The organism is Pseudomonas sp. NUPR-001, from assembly GCF_052147955.1.
GTDB lineage: Bacteria > Pseudomonadota > Gammaproteobacteria > Pseudomonadales > Pseudomonadaceae > Aquipseudomonas.
In genome coordinates this window covers 3,217,771-3,236,294 of record NZ_CP197353.1, presented here as the reverse complement: position 1 = coordinate 3,236,294, position 18,524 = coordinate 3,217,771, and the positions used below count along the sequence as shown (strand labels likewise).

9 protein-coding genes are annotated in these 18,524 nt (G+C 61.0%); 1 reads left to right on the top strand and 8 read right to left on the bottom strand.

The window, feature by feature from the left end:
- Positions 1-24: 24 nt before the first annotated feature.
- The 4 genes from ACP6KB_RS14470 to ACP6KB_RS14455 form a co-directional block, all read right to left on the bottom strand.
- The gene (locus ACP6KB_RS14470) at positions 25-1,935 is read right to left on the bottom strand and encodes a hypothetical protein (RefSeq protein ID WP_442107547.1); all 1,911 of its coding nucleotides are present in this window, start codon (positions 1,933-1,935) and stop codon (positions 25-27) included.
- Between the two features lie 78 nt (positions 1,936-2,013).
- Positions 2,014-3,831 (bottom strand): autotransporter outer membrane beta-barrel domain-containing protein, encoded by a 1,818-nt coding sequence (locus tag ACP6KB_RS14465; RefSeq protein ID WP_442107545.1) that lies wholly within the window; start codon positions 3,829-3,831, stop codon positions 2,014-2,016.
- Positions 3,832-4,508: 677 nt separating this feature from the next.
- Complete coding sequence (locus ACP6KB_RS14460) at positions 4,509-6,506, bottom strand: hypothetical protein (protein WP_442107543.1); 1,998 nt, start codon at positions 6,504-6,506, stop codon at positions 4,509-4,511.
- A 257-nt stretch (positions 6,507-6,763) separates the two neighbouring features.
- Complete coding sequence (locus ACP6KB_RS14455; RefSeq protein ID WP_442107541.1) at positions 6,764-10,864, bottom strand: autotransporter outer membrane beta-barrel domain-containing protein; 4,101 nt, start codon at positions 10,862-10,864, stop codon at positions 6,764-6,766.
- A 153-nt stretch (positions 10,865-11,017) separates the two neighbouring features.
- Between ACP6KB_RS14455 and ACP6KB_RS14450 the strand changes: the two genes are divergently transcribed.
- Positions 11,018-12,700 carry a LuxR C-terminal-related transcriptional regulator gene (locus tag ACP6KB_RS14450; RefSeq protein WP_442107539.1) on the top strand — a complete coding sequence of 561 codons (1,683 nt, stop codon included), beginning with the start codon at positions 11,018-11,020 and terminating at the stop codon, positions 12,698-12,700.
- Between the two features lie 110 nt (positions 12,701-12,810).
- Here ACP6KB_RS14450 and ACP6KB_RS14445 read toward each other — a convergent pair whose 3' ends face one another.
- From ACP6KB_RS14445 to ACP6KB_RS14430, 4 genes are read right to left on the bottom strand one after another with little or no spacing between them, the layout of a single operon-like run.
- Entirely contained in the window at positions 12,811-14,907 is a 2,097-nt protein-coding gene (locus ACP6KB_RS14445; RefSeq protein ID WP_442114311.1) for an HlyD family efflux transporter periplasmic adaptor subunit, read from the bottom strand.
- Entirely contained in the window at positions 14,907-16,247 is a 1,341-nt protein-coding gene (locus tag ACP6KB_RS14440) for an efflux RND transporter periplasmic adaptor subunit (RefSeq protein WP_442107537.1), read from the bottom strand. Before ACP6KB_RS14440 ends, ACP6KB_RS14445 begins: the two co-directional genes overlap by 1 nt.
- On the bottom strand, positions 16,240-17,007 hold the full coding sequence (locus ACP6KB_RS14435; RefSeq protein ID WP_442107535.1) for an efflux RND transporter periplasmic adaptor subunit: 768 nt from the start codon (positions 17,005-17,007) through the stop codon (positions 16,240-16,242). The genes ACP6KB_RS14440 and ACP6KB_RS14435 overlap by 8 nt, the downstream gene beginning before the upstream one ends.
- A complete protein-coding gene (locus tag ACP6KB_RS14430; protein ID WP_442107533.1) occupies positions 16,991-18,523 on the bottom strand; it encodes a TolC family protein in 1,533 nt (510 codons plus the stop codon). The genes ACP6KB_RS14435 and ACP6KB_RS14430 overlap by 17 nt, the downstream gene beginning before the upstream one ends.
- Position 18,524: the final 1 nt, after the last annotated feature.

The window sequence follows — 18,524 nt, the reverse complement described above, 5'->3', positions numbered from 1 at the left end:
CTGATTGACACCGGGTGTACAGGTTCACGGCTCAAGGTCTGCGGTATCGACGAACACGTGGTAATAAGCCCCACCTGCCATACCGGCCGCGTTGCTGACCCAGTGATAGCCGTTGCCTGAGCCGAATTTGATCGCCACCAGGAACTGACGCGGTACCGTGAACGCATAGCTGCCGCGTTCGAGGTCTTCTGCGCAGACGTCATGCTGGTCTTCGGTATAGGAACCTGGGAAGGGTCTGGCCGGCTCCAGTGCCGGATCGTCGGCAAAGCCTTGATGGCCGCGAAATTTGAAGGTGATCCGGTCGCCGACCGCCGCGTTTTTGTAGTCCAGTCGGACCACATAGGGCGTTCCGTCCAGGGCTGCTTCCTTGTTAATGCTGTTATTCGCGTTTTTCTCCGGGAAGTCGCCGGGCGGCAGCGGGTCACCGCCACCTGGCAGCTCGCTGTCGTCCACCACCAGCAGTGTCTGTATGTCAGACCAGGCGGTGTTGGCGTGGCCGGGGTGACTGGGCAGGTCGCGGGTCACGCTGTAGCGCAGGCTCAAGCGACCCTGGCCCGCCTGTTTGATCTGCGCGCTGCTGATCTCAAGTTGCAGTGCTTGTTTGGCCGCCACATCGGCAGCGCTCACTTCATGGTTCAGGGTGATACTGGCCCAGTGCGCGCTGATACGGTCTTTGAGCAGAAAGACTTCCTCACCATTGACCCCATACCATTCAATGACGACGTGCGCTGGCAGTTCCTGATCCGCCGAGGAAATGACATTGGGTACACCGCTGGCGCCCAGCCCCACGGGTAAATGGAGGTTTTCATGCTCCGGTGTTTCCGGATCCGGATCCGGGCCGCCGGGTAGCTCGATATCGACCACCACCGTAGTGTCGGGAGACTGGTCCAGCACAGCACCGTTGCGCCACAGGTCATAGTTGACCTGCAGCACGCCGTTGCCGGCGGCCTGGATCACACGGTAGGGAATATTGATGCGCAACAGTGGATCGGTGCCGGGATCGCTGATGGTGTGTATCGGCAGATCTTCGCCGCCCCAGTGCAGCGCAATCTGATCACCTGCGATGATGCCCGCCATGGCCGGGACCAGCACGTATACCGGCGTGCGTGCCAGCGTTTCATCGATCAGGCCAAACTGCTCGAACAGTGGCACCCTGGGAGGTAGCAACTGCAGGGGCGGTTCGAGGTGGATGGCAAAGATCGGGCTGTCAAAACTGTTCAGCCCTTCGTTACCGGCGCGGTCTTTGAGAAAGTAATAGGCATAGCAACTGACGTTACCCAAGGCTCGAAAGGTGTCGCCTGCAAAGGGTATCTCGAGTGTCGGCTGATTCAGATCCGAGGCGGTAATGACCTTGCGGCCGGCCTCTTGCGCCTGGGTTTGCTGCCCGCCGCTGACGCTTGCCCGCAGGTAATACCAGAGCTCATCGCCAAGGCGGATGTCAGGCCACGGCACGACGGTGGCGATGACCTTGTCGTCGTTGGCGTCGAGGTATTGCTGGGTCACACCCTGAGCCAGAATCTCTGGCGGGAACTCAAGGGCGGTTGGCCGTGCGCCGAGGTTAGGGGGAATATTGTCGAGGTCCAATTCGACGTCTTGCGATGTACTTCCCCCGCCTGCTGTCTCAACCCTGTACCAAAACGGGTGAGTCCCGCCGATGTTAAGGTCGAGCAGCCTGACATCAAAGGTCATGGGAAACTGACTTGGATCGGGATTACTTACGGTTACCGAATCAAGTTGGCGCTGCGCAGTGAAGAAGGTTACCTGGTTGACCGGCATATAGCCGGGCCAGATGTCCTCGATGGTGACGCGCAGAGCCGTCGCTCTTTTCGACACAGGCAACAGAAAGGCGGTTTCACCGGCCAGCGGCGGCAATGCATCGGGAAACGACGGTGCATCCAGGGTAGGTGCGGCTCGAGGCGTGTGATCGTTTGGCATAGGGGCATCCTTGTGACAAAGGGTTGAAACAGCCCTTTGCAATTCACCGCCCAGAGCACGCTGGCGTTGGGCAACCGGTTACCAGAAGTAGCGCAGGCCGACATTGAAGCCATAGGGTTGTTCGATGTGCTTGCCATTGCTGTAGTCGAACTCGCCGTGCACCTGGAAGCTGCGCGACAGCGTTGCCGATACACCAACCCCCAGCTCCCCGCGTGAGCCAGACAGGTCGTTGTTGAACACGTTGTCATTGACGCGCGCTTTGTTGTTATTGGCGAATTCGTGGGCATACGCGGCTTTCACGTAGGGCTGTACGCTGCGGCCACCGTCCAGTTCAAAGCGTCGGCCGGTGGTAACGCCGAGCTTGCCCAGGTAGGAGCGGGTCTGATCGCTTTCCGCCTGCAGGCCGTTGCTCAAGGCGTAGTCTTTGTCCTGAATGAACACCGCTGACAGTTGGGCATAGGGTTCGACGAAATAGCCCTGGTCGAGTTTGATGTGGCGGCCGAACTCCAGGCTGGTCCCCAGGCCATGGTTGTCGTAGTCGCCCTTGGCGCGGGCGCCGTCACTGAACATGACTTTGGCGTTGTTCTGATAGCGGTTGTACTTGAGTACGGCATCGAAGTAGTAACCGCTTTGCGCATCCAGCCAGGTGGTGTAAGCGCCGGCGTAGTAGCTGTCGATCGAACCGCTGGAACCACGGGTCAGGTCCAGGTCGGAACGGCTGTGACCGGCCAGCAGACCGATCAGCCATTGGCCGTCACCGATCGGCAGCGGTGCGTCGGCACCAAACGAGATGCCCTGCTGGTTCTGGCTGTAGCCGACACCGGAAGCATCGGCGACGTTGTATTTGCTGCCATAGGTACGCATCCACAGGCCGGCGCTGCGGCCGTCGTTGTAACGCAGTTCGCCCATACGGCTGCGCAGCGATGCCAGCTCGCCGTACCACACGGTGGGGGCGGTGTTGAACAAGGCCATGGCGGTACGCGTGCCCGGGCTGACGGTACGGGTGCTGCCATCGAGGTACCAGTCTTTGCCGTTGCTGTCCTGAACCAGCTTGTAGGACCAGGCGCCGAGGTCGGCCGTGCCGCCACCGAGCGCGAAGCTGGCATCACCGCCTTCTGCATGAACCACGTGCAAGCGCGTATCGACGATAGGGTCGATCCCGGTACTGCGCACTACCACGGTGTGGTTGCCGGTTGCGGTGCCGCTGATATCGATGAAACTGGATTGCTGCTGGCCAAAGTCGGCCGACATGACGAACGTACCGCTGCCGGCAAGGCTACCGATCGATAAGCGATAGAATTCACCGGCGTCGCCGAGCGAGACGGTACTGTCGGTCAGGCTCATCGTCGCGACGCGGCTGTCACCGGTCATCTGCCAGTGGCTGCCATTGGCGGTCAGGCTGGTCACGTTGTTCAGGGTGCCGGTGAGTGTTGAGGCATTTTGCAGGCGCACATTGGTGGTGCTACCGGCCTCGTTGTCGATGTTGCCGTTCAGGCTGGCGCCGTCGAAGGTGAAGGCCGCAGTGCTGTTGCCGGAGATGTTGAGGTTGCCCTCCAGTGCACTGTTGCCCACGTTCACGGTTGCGCGGGAGGCCTGATCGACCTCGAGGATCAGGCCGTCTTTGCCGTTCAGCGTGGTGCCGTTGAGCAGATCGAGGGTCGCCTCGCTGCCGTCGCCGATGTACACGGCAGAGCCGTTACGGCCAACCACTGCGGTGCCGTCGAGCTTCAGGGTGCTGTCGGCACGGACCGGCTCGTTGAAGCCCTGGCTGAAGGCCACGCCATGCAGCCCGCCTTCCAGCCTGCCGCCGACGGCGCTGGCGTGAGCAGCCTGCAAACTCAAGCCGATACCGGTGTCTTGCGTGGTATCGACCAGGGTGTTGCGTAGTTCGAGCACACTCTGATCTGTAACAAGTGCCCCGACATCTGCACCCCTCAAGGTGCTGTCGGTGACTTGCGCCTGCGAGATGACGCCACCAAGGTTACTATGTACAGCAATGGCTGCACCTCGGGTTCCATTATTCACCAAGGTTGAACCATTGATACGCGCACTACTGGCTGTCAAAGTAACAGCTTGTCTGAACTGACCGTTACCGGCGATTTGGGCGTTGTCGATATTAACGTTAGAGGAAATGGCTCTAATTTGCCCGGCAGCGGCATTGCTTAAGTTTAATGTGGAGTTGGAGATCAAGACATTCAGCAAGTTGCTGCCGTCGCTAGTTAATACAGAACCGTTGACCAGGCTGTAATTGTCAGCTGCGGTACCTTTAGCCAGCGTACGCTGTTCATTGTCCAAGACTTGGTCAGCGACGGCATTTGCGGTCGCCAGGCTCAGGCATAAAGGTAAAACTTTGCGAAACGTTTTTTTTGTGTATGTGTTATTCATTGGCATGCATCGGCTCCCTGTATCTATAGGTGAGTCAGAAGTTGATGGGCGTGCACAAGCGCCAGGCTCATCAACTTCTGTTTTGACGCTGCAGACAATAGGGTTAATTTTGCATTATTTATGTAGGAAAAATCCGATGAGCCTGATGGTTGTATCAACAAGTGATCGCAGCTTCAGGTCTTTCTTCCTTAGGTTCGGCAAGCGCTGGTATCACAGACGCCAGGTCCGATGCATTCGCATCCGTCAGGGCTGGTGTAAGTTACTTCGATATCCGATGGGTCTGCTTTACCGCTTGCGCCTCCGACTTTCTGCAGTTCGTACCAGACGAAGAGATTGGCTTTTTCTTTCGCTATCGGCTGGACAAACTCGGCAAAGGCAACCACATGGTCAAAACCATCTGTGGCTTGTGCGGCGGTGAGTGTGTACGCCTGGCTGCCATCGGTATCCGGAACATCTGCTCCCAACTCATCACGTCCGACCCAGAACACGGTAACGGTATCCTTTTCGGCAAAGTTCACCGGGTCACCGCCAATCCTGGCTTTCGCACCTTCCCAAATGCTTTGGCAGCAACCCAAGGCGTTGTACCTATTCCTGTCGGGGAAGATCACCGAAGTCAGGGTTCCCAACTGGAAGGTGTTGACCGATACGGGCGTGAGTACGGTAATGGTGGGGTTGCCTGGGGGCAGCGAGGGGTTGGTGATTTGAATTTGCACGGGTACAGCGGGTCCGTCACCGTGCTCCGTGACAACGTCGAATGGCATGCGAATGTCGAAGTCGGTTTCAGTACCTTGTACAACGTGCGTGGCGCCTGTCAGCGTGTTGTTCCAGACAACCTCAAGCACATCCCCGGCTTGCATGTTGGGATAAGCCGGCAACTGCACTCTGACAGGTTGACCGATGTCCTCGACCCTGATGCTGTCTTTTTCTGGATTGGCCCCACCGCCATACACCACCACCGTGCCCAATAGCGGGTTTTCGGGCCCTGGATTGGGGTTTACCGGGCCTGGAATGCGCAGGTCTACCGAGGTTGTTACCGCTGTATCGGGCTTGGCCTCGATAAGTCCTCGCATCACGCGGTAGTCGACTGAAACGGTTTTGGGTCCTTCGCCACTTGCATCACCTTCGCTGATTAAAACGCCGTAGGGGATAGCAGGCGACTGCAACGGAAACTGTGGGTTGCTGCCGACCGGGAAGCGCGCCAAGGAACGAGCACCCCAGGTCACTTCAATTTCATCTTTCGGCAGATAGTTCAGGAACTCTTCGATTTCAACGACAACACCGAGGATGGCATCGGAGCGATCGATCAATGGGTCAGGGCTTTCCGTTGCTAAAGGAATGATGGCCTTTTTCAAGCCGCTTGCCATGGGCTTGAATGCGATCGAAACCTGAGCGACATCGGGGTATTTCGTTTGGTTACCTGCGCGAGAGTAAGCGTAGTAGTAAAACTCGACGGTGCCGTCTTCAAAAATAGGATCGCCACTGCTATTGATGAAAACATCTTTTGCAATGACGCCGGTCATCGGCACGAGTGGGTCAAAGCCCTGGACTGGTCGCTTGGCGATGCTTGCGACGTGATGAATGACCCCCGTATCCATTATTTTCATATGGATTTCTGCCGTATCTCCAGGCCGCGGATGACTGAATAGCGGAAGAGTGAAAGGCAAACCGTTATTGGTGTTGAGGTAGTCAGGGGTGATGACGTTTGTATCAAATTCAATTTGAGGCGGTACGATGTTCCGATGGGGGTCGTCTCGATCCACGGTGAACGTGCTGGGTGAAGAATTATTGTCACCTCCACCGTTATATACGGAATAGCGCAGCGTGTAAGTGCCTGCTGCCTGGAAGTGTCCGGAGGGTATCAATATGGCTAAGGGAAACGGCGGACGTCTGGGGTAGTTTGTTTCAATGATAGGCGTGGTGCCCTGATTGAAAAAGACAAGGAAATCAGCTACTCCCGTGCCTGCCCAAGCGTTCTTTATCTCCGCCTCAAGGTCGTTGGAGAGCATCGCAGTTGGAATGAGATTCTCCTCAAACCCCTCATCATTGGGAAGCAATTTGAGCAAAACGATTGGGTCCAGTTCAACGAGGTCTCTTACTTTTTCTGCAGCCTTGCGCCGCTCTAGCTGACTCAGTTGATATGCTTCTCGTACTTGTTCACCGGTCAGAGATGGGACTTTTGTGTTCATTTAAAGGCCTCTGTCTATTGGTCTGTTGATCAGCAAGTTCGGCGAAAACGTCCAAGACGTGTTTGTGATTTATACCCGCTGTTCACCGGGCCGTAACCTGACAAAAATGCTAGGTGTAACGGCAGCATCACTGTGGCAGTCGATGTTGAAGCGGGCTGAGAGACCCGGTCAGCCGTTGATGAGAAAGCAAACATCAGACAACAGAAACACCAAGGCCCGAACTGTTTCGGGCCTTGGTTTATTGCGCTAGATGGCGACTAGAACTTGACCTTGATGCCAAGCATTCCTTCGTAACCGTGGCTGTCGTTGTCCATGCCTTTCTCGTAGCCACCGGAGACATGGATCGTGGTTTTTTCACTGACCTGGTAATCAACGCCGAGGTTCACCTCCATCCAGGTACCGCCCATGTCCGTGGTAAACGGCACAAAGCCATCGCGGGAAGAGAACTCGGTTTTCGGCTGGCTCCTGAACTCGTGCCAGATGCTGGGGCGGACCCAGACATTAGTGCGGTGCAGCTTGCCTTTGTCGTCTTCGCGGAACATGTCTTTGTCCAGGCGTACCCCAAGGCGCCCGGTCAGCGAGTCGACGTCTTCGAAGCGCACGTCGGCTGCGGCATCGTGGCTGTCGTTGATTTTGATCTTGCTGACAATGATTTGGGCTTGCGGCTCGATCTTCAGCGATTCGTCCTTGTTCAGCTTGAACGGGTAGCCGGCTTCCAGCGAGGCGGTGATGCCTTTGCCTTTGGTGTTGAAGCGTGGCAGGTCTTGCGACTGGGCCTGGATGTCGAAGTGGTTGAACTGCAGCACACCGTCCAGGTACCAACCTTCAGGGCCGAAGTGGGTCCAGTAGCCGCCCACGCCGGTGGCGCGTACTTTAGCGTCGCCTGCCGAGCTGCCATCGGTGTGGTCGATGTCGCCGCTGATCTTGCCGGCAGACAGGGAGAGGCCGGCCTGGTCGGTGCTGCCATCGGTGTCTTCGTTGTGGTACAGGTCGATACCCACCTGGAAGGCTTGCTGGTGATAGTCAAAGCTACTGCCGTTGCCCAGGTCCTGTTCGCCCTGGCCGTAGATCAGGCGGCCCCAGCCCAGCGACGGGCCGTAGTCGCTGCGTTCTTCACCTGGCAGCGGGTCGACCGCGTTGCGTACTTCTTCACCCATACGCTCGTGCAAGGTGTCTACCAGCATGCGGCTGTAGCGCAGGGTCATGCCGGGGATGGCGCTGTACAGCGAGGTTTCCGGACGATAGTTCGGCACCTGGGCGGGTGTTGGCGCCGGGGTGTTGTTGTCCGGGGTGGGGACAGGTTTGACCGGAGCGGGCTTGTCGTTGTCAGGCTTTGGAGTGGGCTTCACCGGCTTGTCATCATCAGGATCGGGTTTCGGTTTGTCGTCGTCAGGTTTTGGTGTTGGGTCGACCGGGGTGGCGTCTTTGGTCGAACGCAGGTACCAGGCTTCGCCGTTGCTGTCGTCCAGGCTGGCGCGGTGCAGGGTGTACTCATAAGGGCCCGCCTTGACCCGGCTGAGCAGGCGGAACGCTTGCGTTTCGGTGGTGCCGCCGTTGAGCGCATCGACCACCTGAATGCCGTTACCGGTGGTGAGAGCGCCGGGGCCGCCGGCATTGTTGATCTGCAGGTTGCTGCTGCCAGTGGCTTTGCCGCCATCGATGACCAGCTTGTCCGAGGGCGATTGGTCATCGTACAGGTAGGTGTTGAGGGCAAAGGTGCCGTTGTTGCCTTCGTAGTCCCTGACGGTGAGGGTTTTGTAGCTGCCGCCGACCGGCGCGCTGAAGTCGATCAGGCTGTTGTCGTTGCGCAGGCTGGTCAAATTTGAGTTGCCGGTGAGCTTCCACAGGCTGGTATCGCTCAGGGTCAGGTTCGAGGTGCTGTCTGCTGCTGTGGTTGCGGCGCCATTGACCTGGGAACTGGCCAGGTTGAGGGTGGCCAGGCCGGGCTCAGTTGCGCCGGCATCGACCTGCAACCACAGACCACTGCCGCCGGCGATCACGTCTTCGAAGTCGAGGTCGGCAACGCCGTCAACCGCGACGGTGGCGCCGCTGAGGTTGTGCAGCACGGTGCTGCTCAGCTCCGCCTCGCTGGCGGCGAGGCTGCTGCCCTGCAGGTACAGCGCGGCGGCATCAGCGCCTGCGGCGCTGACGGTCGATTGTGTGGCGCTCAGTTGAGCACCGTCTTTGACCAGCATGCCATGGGCCGCTTCGCCCTGAGTAATGACGCTGGCCTGGGACAGCGTGGCCGAGCTTGGCGCACTGCTGACCAGCACGCCATGGGCGCCGTTGCCGGTGGTGCTGGCAACGCTGTTGTCGGCCTGTAACTGGCCGCCACGTTCAGCGTGCAAGGCGGCCGAGTTTTCACCGTGGGTGCGGATGCTTGAGTCCTTGAGGCTCAGGCTGGCATCGTAGCCGTCTTTGAAGTTGCGGCTGACCCGCGCCCCGGCAGCGTTGGCGCCAAGGGTTTCAATGGTGACGCTGTTGGCTTCAAGGCTGACACTGCCTGGTTTCGGACCGCCAATGCCGGCGTACAGGCCAATCGAGCGATCGCCCTCGGTTTTCACCGACACACCATTGAGCTGCATGCTGCCGCCGTCATCCACCGCTGCGCCGTAGGCCTGCAGGCCTGTGGTCAGCAGGTGGGTGCCGTTGGCAATCAACAGAGCGCCTTCGTTGCGTGAGGCCAGGGCATGGGGGAAGGTCAGGTTGGACTGCAGCGTTGAGCCATTGCCGCTGGTGGTAACCGTACCGCCATTGAGAATGATCGTGGCGTTCTCGTTGGCGACCACGCCCATGGCGTTGTCGTTACCCGAGGTGTAGACGTTGACGTTGTCGGCGGTGATTGTGGCGTTGCCGGCGCTGATACCCGCCGAATAGTTGCCCTCGGTGCTGACACTGCCATGGGAGATCTTGACCTCGGCCTCGTTGCCGGCGCTGATGCCATAGCTGGTTTTCGGTGTGGTATGGACCTGGCTGTCATTGAGCACAAGGCTTGAGCCAGGGCCTTCGACCAATACCCCCGGCGACCACGGGCCGGTGGCATTGAGGGCATCGACGTTGATCTGGCTTTTGTTCACCTCGGCCGTGGCGCCGCCGGTGATGTTCAGGCCGATCGAGCGTGGGCCAAGTACCGAAATTGTGCTGTCGCTGACCTGCGCCTGGCTACCACTGCCTTCGATGGAGACACCGTGGCCGTAGGTGCCTTGCGCAGACAGTACGCTGTGGTCGAGCACCAGGCTGCCGCCGGCCATGGCTCTGGCCGCGGCATTGGGGTTGAGGATCGCACCGCCGCCAGTGACGCTGACTTGGCTGTCGGTCAGCGAAATGCTGCTCGCTTCGGCGCGGGCACCGGCGACGTAGGTGCCGCTGCTGCTGAGGTTCAGCCCTTTACCCGTGATCTTCGATCCATCCAGGGCGTGCAATACCGCCGTGCTGGTGGTGCTGGTGGCAGCATTGGTGGAGTTGAAGGTGCTGTCGTTAAGGGTGATCTCGCTACCGCTCTCGGCACGTGCGCCACTGGCCGATGCCGCGCTGGTGTTGACGGTGATGTCGCTGGCGTTGATATGACTGCCAGACTCGGCTTTGAGGCTGTGGCTGATGTTGCTGCCGCTTACCGCGCCGCTGGTGCTGACCGTGGTGCCGTTGCTCAGGGTGATGCCGGCGCCATCCTTGGCCAGCACGCCTACCGAGCCTTTGGCCAGGGTGCTGATGTCGCCGCCACTGAAGTTGATGGCACTGCCATTGCCACTTGCCAGCAGGCCGACGTTGTTGCTGCCGCTCAAGCCGCCCATGCTGATGTGGCTGTTGTCGAGCGTGATGCTACCGCCGTTCTGCGCGGTGGCGCCGGTCATGTTGCTGGCGGTGAAGGGTACGCCGAGCGCCGTCTGTGGCAGCATCTCGACCTTGACACCACTGCCGCTGATCTTGCCGCTGTCTTCAGCCAGCAGACCTTTCTGGCCATTGGCGGTGGCGCCGGTCACTGCACCGTTGACCACCGAACCTTGCTCGAAGCTGATCTGCACCCCGGCAGTGGCTTTCACCCCGGTGCTGTTGGCTGCACGCAGGATGACGCTGGAGCTGTCTGCGGCACCGCTGGTGATGCCGACCCCATTGGCGATGGTAATGATGATCGGCGCCGGTGCGCCCAACAGGCCCATCAGCGCCATACGGCCGATGTTCAGGCCGGCAGCGGAGGGCAGTGGCTCGTCCAGACGTTCAACGGTGATGACGGCATCTTCGGCTTCTACCTCTCGTACCGGCAGATAGCACAGACTACCGAGGATCAGGCTGATCGCCAGGGCCAGGTGGTTATGGGCCAGATGGTCGAGAGGCAGTACGTGTTCGGTGGTGTGTTTCATGACGACCTCCAACAAAATGTAGGGTGGAAGTGTCTGCCTAGGCAGGTACTTTCTCTGTAGGAGTCGCCTTAGGTGCTTGTAGGAGCTTCACTGAAGGCTGCACTGGTCTAGGCTTGTCTTTCAGCGTTGTACTGGCCGCGAAGGAGTGCTCGGATGAGTCGGGTGATGATCGTTGAGCCACAGCCGTTATTGCGCGCGGCCATCGGCCAGATGGTGACGCGCCTGGGGCATAAGGTAGTGGCCGAGGCTGGTAATGCCCAAGAGGCACTGGTGCATGCCCGCAACGACTCACCGCAATTGCTCATTCTTGAATTGACCATTGGCGGGCTGGGCGGTCTGGACCTGATTCAGCGCTTGAAGCTGCGCGATGCGACCCTGCAGTTTCTGGTGTACACCGGGCACAACAGCAACCCGTACGCGCGCCTGTGCATGCAGGCAGGCGTGGACGGTTTTGTCAGCAAGCACGATGAGCCGCTCGAACTTGAACGGGCCTTGCATGCCGTGGCGCATGGTCGGCGTTATTTTCCCCGCGAGGGCGCAGCGGCGTCGGCCACTCCCGGGGCAACAGAGCTGGACACCCTGTCAGCACGGGAACTGACGGTACTGGAATTGATCAGCGAGGGGCGCTCGAACCAGGCTATCGCCGAGCAGCTGTCGATCAGTTACAAGACCGTTAGCACCTACAAGACCCGCCTGCAGGAAAAGCTTCAGGTGGACTCGCGCCTGGCCTTGGCAAGCATTGCCCAGCGCAATGGCATCGGCACCTCGGGGGTCACCACCCTGGTGCCTGCCGACCCGCAGGATCAGACGCTCAGTGACCCGTCGCAGCATGCGCTGTTGCGTGCGCTGCTTGAAGCCTCGCCCAACCCGATGTTTGTGCGTGACCGTGCCGGGCGCTTGTTGTTGTGCAACCAGCCTTTTCTGGTGCTGCACCACACCACCCTGGATCGCGTACAAGGAGGGCGGTTTGCCGATGCTTTCTGGTTCACGGCCGAGCAGGGCCGCCATTACCAGGCCCGGTATGATGCGTTCATGGAAAAAGCCGAGGCCGTCAGCATCCAGAGCCGTGTCGAGATTCTTGGCGAACCGCATTTTCTGCAGTTTTGGGGCGAGCCCTGGCGTGATGCACAGGGCGCTGTGCAGGGCATGGTCGGTAGCTTTGAAGACCTCACCGACCGGCAAACCCTGCTCGGTCAACTGCGTGATGCCCATGAGCAGGCTCAGGCTAGATTCCGCGAATTGACCGATTTCTCTGCTGTAGCACTGGAGGAACTTTCCGTGCCCCTACAGCGCCTGCATGCCAGCCTTGGCAGCGTGCAACTGCCTGCGCCGGGACGAGCTGCGCTGGACAGGCTAACCCAATGCCTGGCGCAGTTGGCGCAGATGAATAGCCTGAGGCGTACACGGCCGCTGGTGGCTGCAGAGCAGTTGGACATCGTCGAATGGCTTGCCGCGCGCATTGCCGTGTTCAACGCGACACTGCCCAAAGACGCCGCTGTGCCCCGGCAGGAGATGGGCGCGGTTGCAGTGCGGCAGGTGTGGCTCGATGGCCAGCGCCTCGGGGCGTTATTGGACAACCTCTTGCAGTACGTCCACGAGGCTGCGCCGAAAGCCCCGCTGCGCATCAGCGTCGCCACCCACCTGCAAGCGAATGGGGTGGTGAGCCTTAATCTGGCAATCACCTTGTGCCAGGCACTGGAACACCGCCGCGGCATTGCCTTGCGCCTGTGCCAGCACCTGGCGCAGTCGATGGATGGGAGTTTTCGGGTGGTGCACGAGAATGGCGAGGTGGCGTTTCTGGTCGGGCTTGAATGCCCCGCAGTCGTGCCCGTCTGATCGCTGCAGAACGATCAGCCGGAAGCCTTCGCTGGTGGGAGCGGGCTTGCCCCGCGATCGCGATCTGCCTGACACACCGCTATCGCGGGGCAAGCCCGCTCCTACACAACCTAGAAGCCACTTTCGCGCAACAGCACGGCGGCGACGTGGGTCAGTCCTTCACCGAGCAGACTGCGCCGTTCACCGTCGATCTGTAGGCGGCCACGGGTTTCGCGCAGGGCAGGAGGGGCCTGGTCGAGCTGAATCAGCACATGGAACAGCGGCGGCGTGGGCACCAGTTCCTTGCCGCGGCTGGCAACCGTCAGCGGTCCGCCATAACGCGAGGTGAGCATGGCGTGATGCAACTGACTGACACGGGTGCTGCCGATGGCCAGGACCTTACCGTTGATCGGTGTGGGTTGGCCTTCGGGGTAGAAGCGCACGGCGCCGCCCTGTACCAAGCGCTGCACTTCGTCCTGATCGACGTAGGCATCCACCTGCCAGCGGCTGGGGTCGATGAGAATGCCGATGGGCTCGCGGCTGTGCACCCACTGGCCTGGCTGGCGGTTGGGGTCCAGATCCAGCCATTGCCCGGCGAAGGGCGCCTGCAAGGTCAGGCGGGCGATTTCCGAACGCGCGGCGCGCGCTTCTTCAAACTGCACATCGAGGCGCTGGCGGGTGGCAATGGCCTGATCGGCGCCTGTCGGATCGGCCATCAAACCATCGAGCCGCGCCTGATAGCCTTTGGCACTGGCCTCGCTGCTCGAAAGCCGGGAGGCGATATCGGGTTGATCGAGGGTCACCAGGGTCGCACCGGCCGCCACCGCACCTGCCGGGTGCAGGGTCTGCAAGCGCGACGGGTAAGGGGCGAAGACGCGTAGCTGCTGTTCGGCACGGGCTACGCCCAGGGCATGCACCTGGGTACGCCAAGGCACCGCCAACAGTATCAGTAGCACGGCGCCGACAGCCCACCACAGGTGACGGCGGCTGCGGCGGATACCGGTGCGATGGCTCCACCAATATTTCAATTCTCTCCAGACGGGCATCACGATAAACCAGGCCACCTCGACGGCAAACAGTAGTATCCCCAGGACCTTGAAGAACAGCAGGTACACTGCCACGGCGATCCCCAGAAACAGCACCAGGCGGTAGACCCAGGTGACCATGGCGAAGGCCACCAGCGCGCGGCGCTTACCTGGGCTGAAGGCTTCCGGCCAGTCTTCGTCGAGCCCCAGCAGCACCCGGCGCAGGGTCACCCGCGCCAGCGCCGAGGAGCGTTCGTGCAGGTTGGGAAAGTCGAGCAGATCGGACAGGATGAAATAGCCGTCAAAGCGCATGAACGGGCTGGCATTGAGCGCCAATGACAACACCCAACTGGTGGTGGCCAGATAGAGCAGGGCGTTGCGCAACGGGCCGGGGTCGGACAATGCCCAGCCGAGGGTGGCGAGCCCGGCCAACGCCAGTTCGGTGATGATCCCCGCCGAGGCAATCGCCAGCCGCTGTTTGGCACTGCGCAGCTTCCAGCTTTCGCCGGTGTCGGTGTAGAGCATCGGCCACATCACGACAAAGGCGATTCCCATGTGGCCGACGCGCAGCCCCAGGCGTGTGGCCACCAGCGCATGCCCCAGTTCATGCAGGGTCTTGGCCAGTGCCAGGGCGATGGCAAAGCTGACCAAACCGGAAGCGGAGAACGACTCGACCACTGCGGTGGTAAAAGTGTCCCACTGTTGCAGTACCAGCAGCACGCCGGTGATGCCCAGCAGCAACACCACCAGCCCGGTCAACGGTTGGAACAGCCAGTCGAGTTTTTTCGCCAGCCATTGCAGGTGCTGCTGCGGGCGCAGCAACGGTACGCGGAAAAACAGGTAATGGTGCAGCCACCAGCGCCAGCTCAGCCAGGCATTGCCTTCACTGCGCGCGGCAAGGCGGGCGAGCGCTTCGCGGCTGGGGCGCAGCAATTGATGGTTCTCCAGAAACTGGCGAAACTCGATGATTTGCTCGACGTCCGGGCGCAGCGGTGTTTCGGCGTGGATGGCGTTGCAGATGGCTTGCGGCGTGCGGTCCCAGCGCAGCAGGCATTCGAACTCCAGCCAGCCAATGCGGTAGAAGCGGTTGACCACCGTGTCCTGGATCACCCAGGCCGGTTCACCGTGGCTGTCGGGTGCGGTTTCCTGCAAGCGCAGGTCATCGCGCAGCGGTGCCAGCGGCTGCTCAGCCGCGTTGGCGATCACAACCCGCTCCAGGCGCGCAGCGCGGCGAACGGCCGGCGCAGCAGGTAATAACCCAGCACCACACGTTCACCATGCAGGCGCGCAGTGCCGTGCAGGCCCAACCGCGCATGCTCGGGCTGGCCTTCGACACTGGCCAGCAAGCGGTAGGCAACCACACCTTCTTCATTGGCCTGGGCCTGGTAACTGGTTTCCAGCACCTGCCCTTTGAGCGGCGTCAGCGGGTAAGCGGTGAGGAACAAGGTGACTTCGGCCCCCGGCTCCAGGGCAATGGCGTCAGCCACCGGCAGCTGGATCAGCATGGCCGGCTGTTTCGGTTCGGCGATCAACAGGATGCGCTCGCCGGTGGATACCGGTTTGCCTAGCCAGTCGTTGGGGTCGCTGTACACCGCCACGCCAGCCCTGGGCGCGCGTACCTGGGTGCGTTGCAGTTGTGCTTTGACCGCTGCCAATTCGGCCCGGCGCTGCTGCACCCGGCCATTGAGCAAGGTCAGCTCGCTCTTGCTCTGAGGGTTGTCAAAAGCGCGCTGGCTGGCTGCCATCAACTCTGCATCGGCGACCGCGACTTCCTTGCTGAGCACCTCGGCGCGGCTGTTGAGCGTGGTTTCATCGAGGCTGAACAGTGCGGTGTCTTTTTCCACTGGCTGATTGGGGCGTACCAGCATTTTGTCGATTACCCCATCAATCGGCGAGCTGATGATGACGGCCTCGCGCGAAACGATCTCTGCCGGCGCCAGCGCCGTTTGCCTGACCGGCACCAGCAACAACGCCAGCACCACCGCCAGGGCCAGCATCCACTGACGTTTACTGGGCCGCCAACGCAGTAGCCGGCGTTGTTTGGCAAAGCCTGCCCAGCAATGCGCCCAGGTGCGCCACAGCCCGTCGAACAACGGCTGCAAGGCGGGTGCGGGCGGTGCATCCAGCAAAAACAGCACCAGCCCCAGGCGCTGGCCTTCGCGGTCGTGCAGGGGAATACACCACAATCCAGTGGGCCACCATTCGGCCCAACCTTCGGCAATGTCGTCTGGTGGCGTGACGGCCTCGCGCCCAAGCCAACGGGGCTGGTCATCTTCTAGCTGGGTGGCCAGCCAGCGCACGGCGCGCTGCAGCCAGACCAGGTACGGCGAGTCTTCGGTGGGGCGGGCCAGGCCCGACACGCACAGCAGCTCCAGGCGCTGGCCTTGCTGCTGGAACACCAGCGCCTGGTGGTACTGCAACAGCGAGTATGGATCGTTGGCAATCGAAAAGCCCAGGGCATTGAGGGAATCGGCGGCCAGCGCGCGGTCGCGCAGGGCCGCGATGGCCATCAGCAATTGCGGGTGCGGTAGAGGTTCAGTCATCGGCGCGTGGGAACCGGGCAGTGCCGCTCATACCGGCGATCAATTCGGGATGCTCGGCGTCCAGCCGGGCTTCAAGCTCGACCGTCTGGGCGACGGCATCGACCCGGGCGTTGATGGCACTGACGTGGGCCGGATAGGTTTTGCCGGTTTCGAGAATCTCGACGTCCAGCGCCTGGTTGGCCTTGAGCCGGGGGAGCAGGCTGGAGGGCACATTCAAACGCACCTTCAAGGCGCCATCGCTGACCAGGTCGAACAACGGCGTGCCGGCCGCGACGGTCTGGAAGGGTTTGGCATGCACATTGGCCACCCGCCCGGCGAACGGCGCCTGCACCAGGCAATAGCCACTCTGGGCCTGGGCCAGGGCGCGGGCGCCATCGGCCTTTTGCAGCTCGGTGTTGGCCATCGCCACTTCCAGATCACCCACGGCATCGAGCTTGCGCAGGTTGCGCTTGGCGTCGAGGTTCTGCTTGGCCATGGTCAGCTCGGCAGCGGCGACCCGCGACCGGGCCTGAGCCTCGGCGCAGTCGAAGCGGGCCAGCAGCGCATCTTTGGCCACGGCCTGGCCAAGGCTGGCTTTGAACTCACCGAGGGTGCCGGCCATCTGGCTCGACAGCGTGGTTTCCAGGCGTGCCACCAACAACACGCGGATGGTGCCAGGGTCTTGCGGGTCAGGGGCTGGCGCGGTGTCTTCGGCCAGCACAGGGCTGAGTGAAAGCGACAGAAATACGGCGAGCAAACGGCGCTCAAGGCTGCGTGGCATTCGGCGTTCCTTGCGTACTGACGAGAAGATTGGCGTTTTCCTGGGTATCCAGCGTGCGCTTGATTTCCCGCGCCAGGGTCTGGATGTCGTGCTGTTCAATCTGCTTGGGCAAGGTGTCCAGGCCTACCGAGTTGTACAGTCGACCCCAGGCCGCCTGGGCGCTGGAATAGGCGGCTTCGCGTTGGTAACGCGAGAGCAGGTAGCGGCCTTCGGCACGAATCACTTCAAGCTCCGAACCATACGAAGTGGTGCGTGCCGCTTCAGCGTAGTTCAACAGGCTTTGGTCGACCTGCAGGCTCTGGTCGGCAAACTCGACTTCCTGGCGTGCCAGCTGGTAGCGCAGGGTGCCTACCCGTACCTGGGTGAGGATGGCCATGGACAAGGCGACCCGGCGCAAATCATCGGTTTTGCTCTGCGACTCGGCGGCGCTGTTGAGCGAAGGCAACTGCAGCAGACGCAACAGGTTCATCGACACTTGCAGGCCGGTTTCGGTCCAGCCGCTGTTGTAGAGGAACTTGTTGGAGTCGTACTTGTAGCCGAAATCGAGGCTGACGTTCGGCCACAACTGCGCCTTGGCGATCTTCAGGTCGTTCTCGTTGACCCGTTTGCGGTACCACTCTTCCATGATTTCCGGGCGGTTTTTCAGCGACAGCAATTCGAGTTTGTCGATGTCCTGAGACACCTCGGGCAAGCGCGGCTCAACCTCATCGGCCAGCACCAGGCGCGAACCCGGTGGCAGCGACATCAGTGCCGACAGCTCGGCGCGGGCGAACTCCAGGTCTTGGCGGCGCACGGTCAGCAGGTAAATCGAGTCGAGCAGCGCGCGCTGGTAGGCCAACACCTCCTGGCGTGGCAGCAAGCCTTTGGTTTCTGCCTGGCGAGCCGAGAGCAGCGCCTGGTGGGTGCGCACCAGCAAACGGTCAACCTGCGGCATCAGGCGTTGCGCGCTCAGCGCACGCCAATAGGCATTGCGCACGTCCTGCAGAACGTTCTGCGCCACCTTGCGCCGACGTTCCTCGGCCATGAGGATCTGGTCGCTTTTCTGCTGGGTGCGGTAATAGGCCACGCCAAAGTCGAGCAGGCTCCAGCTCAGGCCCAGGCCGTACAGCTCGCGATAGCGCTCTTCGGAGGTGGAAGCGCGCAAGCTTTCTTCGCGGTCTTCGATGCCGATGGAGGTACCGCCCGAATCATTGTTACGCCCGGCGTAGCCGGCCGAGGCCACCAGACGCGGGAGCATTTCGTGGCTGGAGACGTCACGCAGATCGCTGGCCAGCGCGCTTTCCATCAGCTTCAGACGGTAGTCGAGGTTGTACTTCAGGGCACGCGCCGCCGCCTCATAGAAGGTGATCGGCCGGGTTACCGGCTCTTGGTTGGCATACATCTGCGCCTGATCACGCACGATCCGCTGACGCGCTTCGTCCTCGGTGTACTCATGCGGTTTGGTCGCAGAGCAGGCGGCCAACAAAAAAGTGGAGGCGATGGCCGTACTGAACAACGTTTGCGGCAGTCTTAGCATA

Excerpts from the sequence above, each read along its gene's own strand:
- ACP6KB_RS14440 (WP_442107537.1), bottom strand. The coding sequence starts at position 16,247 with ATGACTGAACCTCTACCGCACCCGCAATTGCTGATGGCCATCGCGGCC.
- ACP6KB_RS14470 (WP_442107547.1), bottom strand. The coding sequence starts at position 1,935 with ATGCCAAACGATCACACGCCTCGAGCCGCACCTACCCTGGATGCACCG.
- ACP6KB_RS14435 (WP_442107535.1), bottom strand. The coding sequence starts at position 17,007 with ATGCCACGCAGCCTTGAGCGCCGTTTGCTCGCCGTATTTCTGTCGCTT.
- ACP6KB_RS14450 (WP_442107539.1), top strand. The coding sequence starts at position 11,018 with ATGAGTCGGGTGATGATCGTTGAGCCACAGCCGTTATTGCGCGCGGCC.
- ACP6KB_RS14455 (WP_442107541.1), bottom strand. The coding sequence starts at position 10,864 with ATGAAACACACCACCGAACACGTACTGCCTCTCGACCATCTGGCCCAT.
- ACP6KB_RS14430 (WP_442107533.1), bottom strand. The coding sequence starts at position 18,523 with ATGCTAAGACTGCCGCAAACGTTGTTCAGTACGGCCATCGCCTCCACT.
- ACP6KB_RS14460 (WP_442107543.1), bottom strand. The coding sequence starts at position 6,506 with ATGAACACAAAAGTCCCATCTCTGACCGGTGAACAAGTACGAGAAGCA.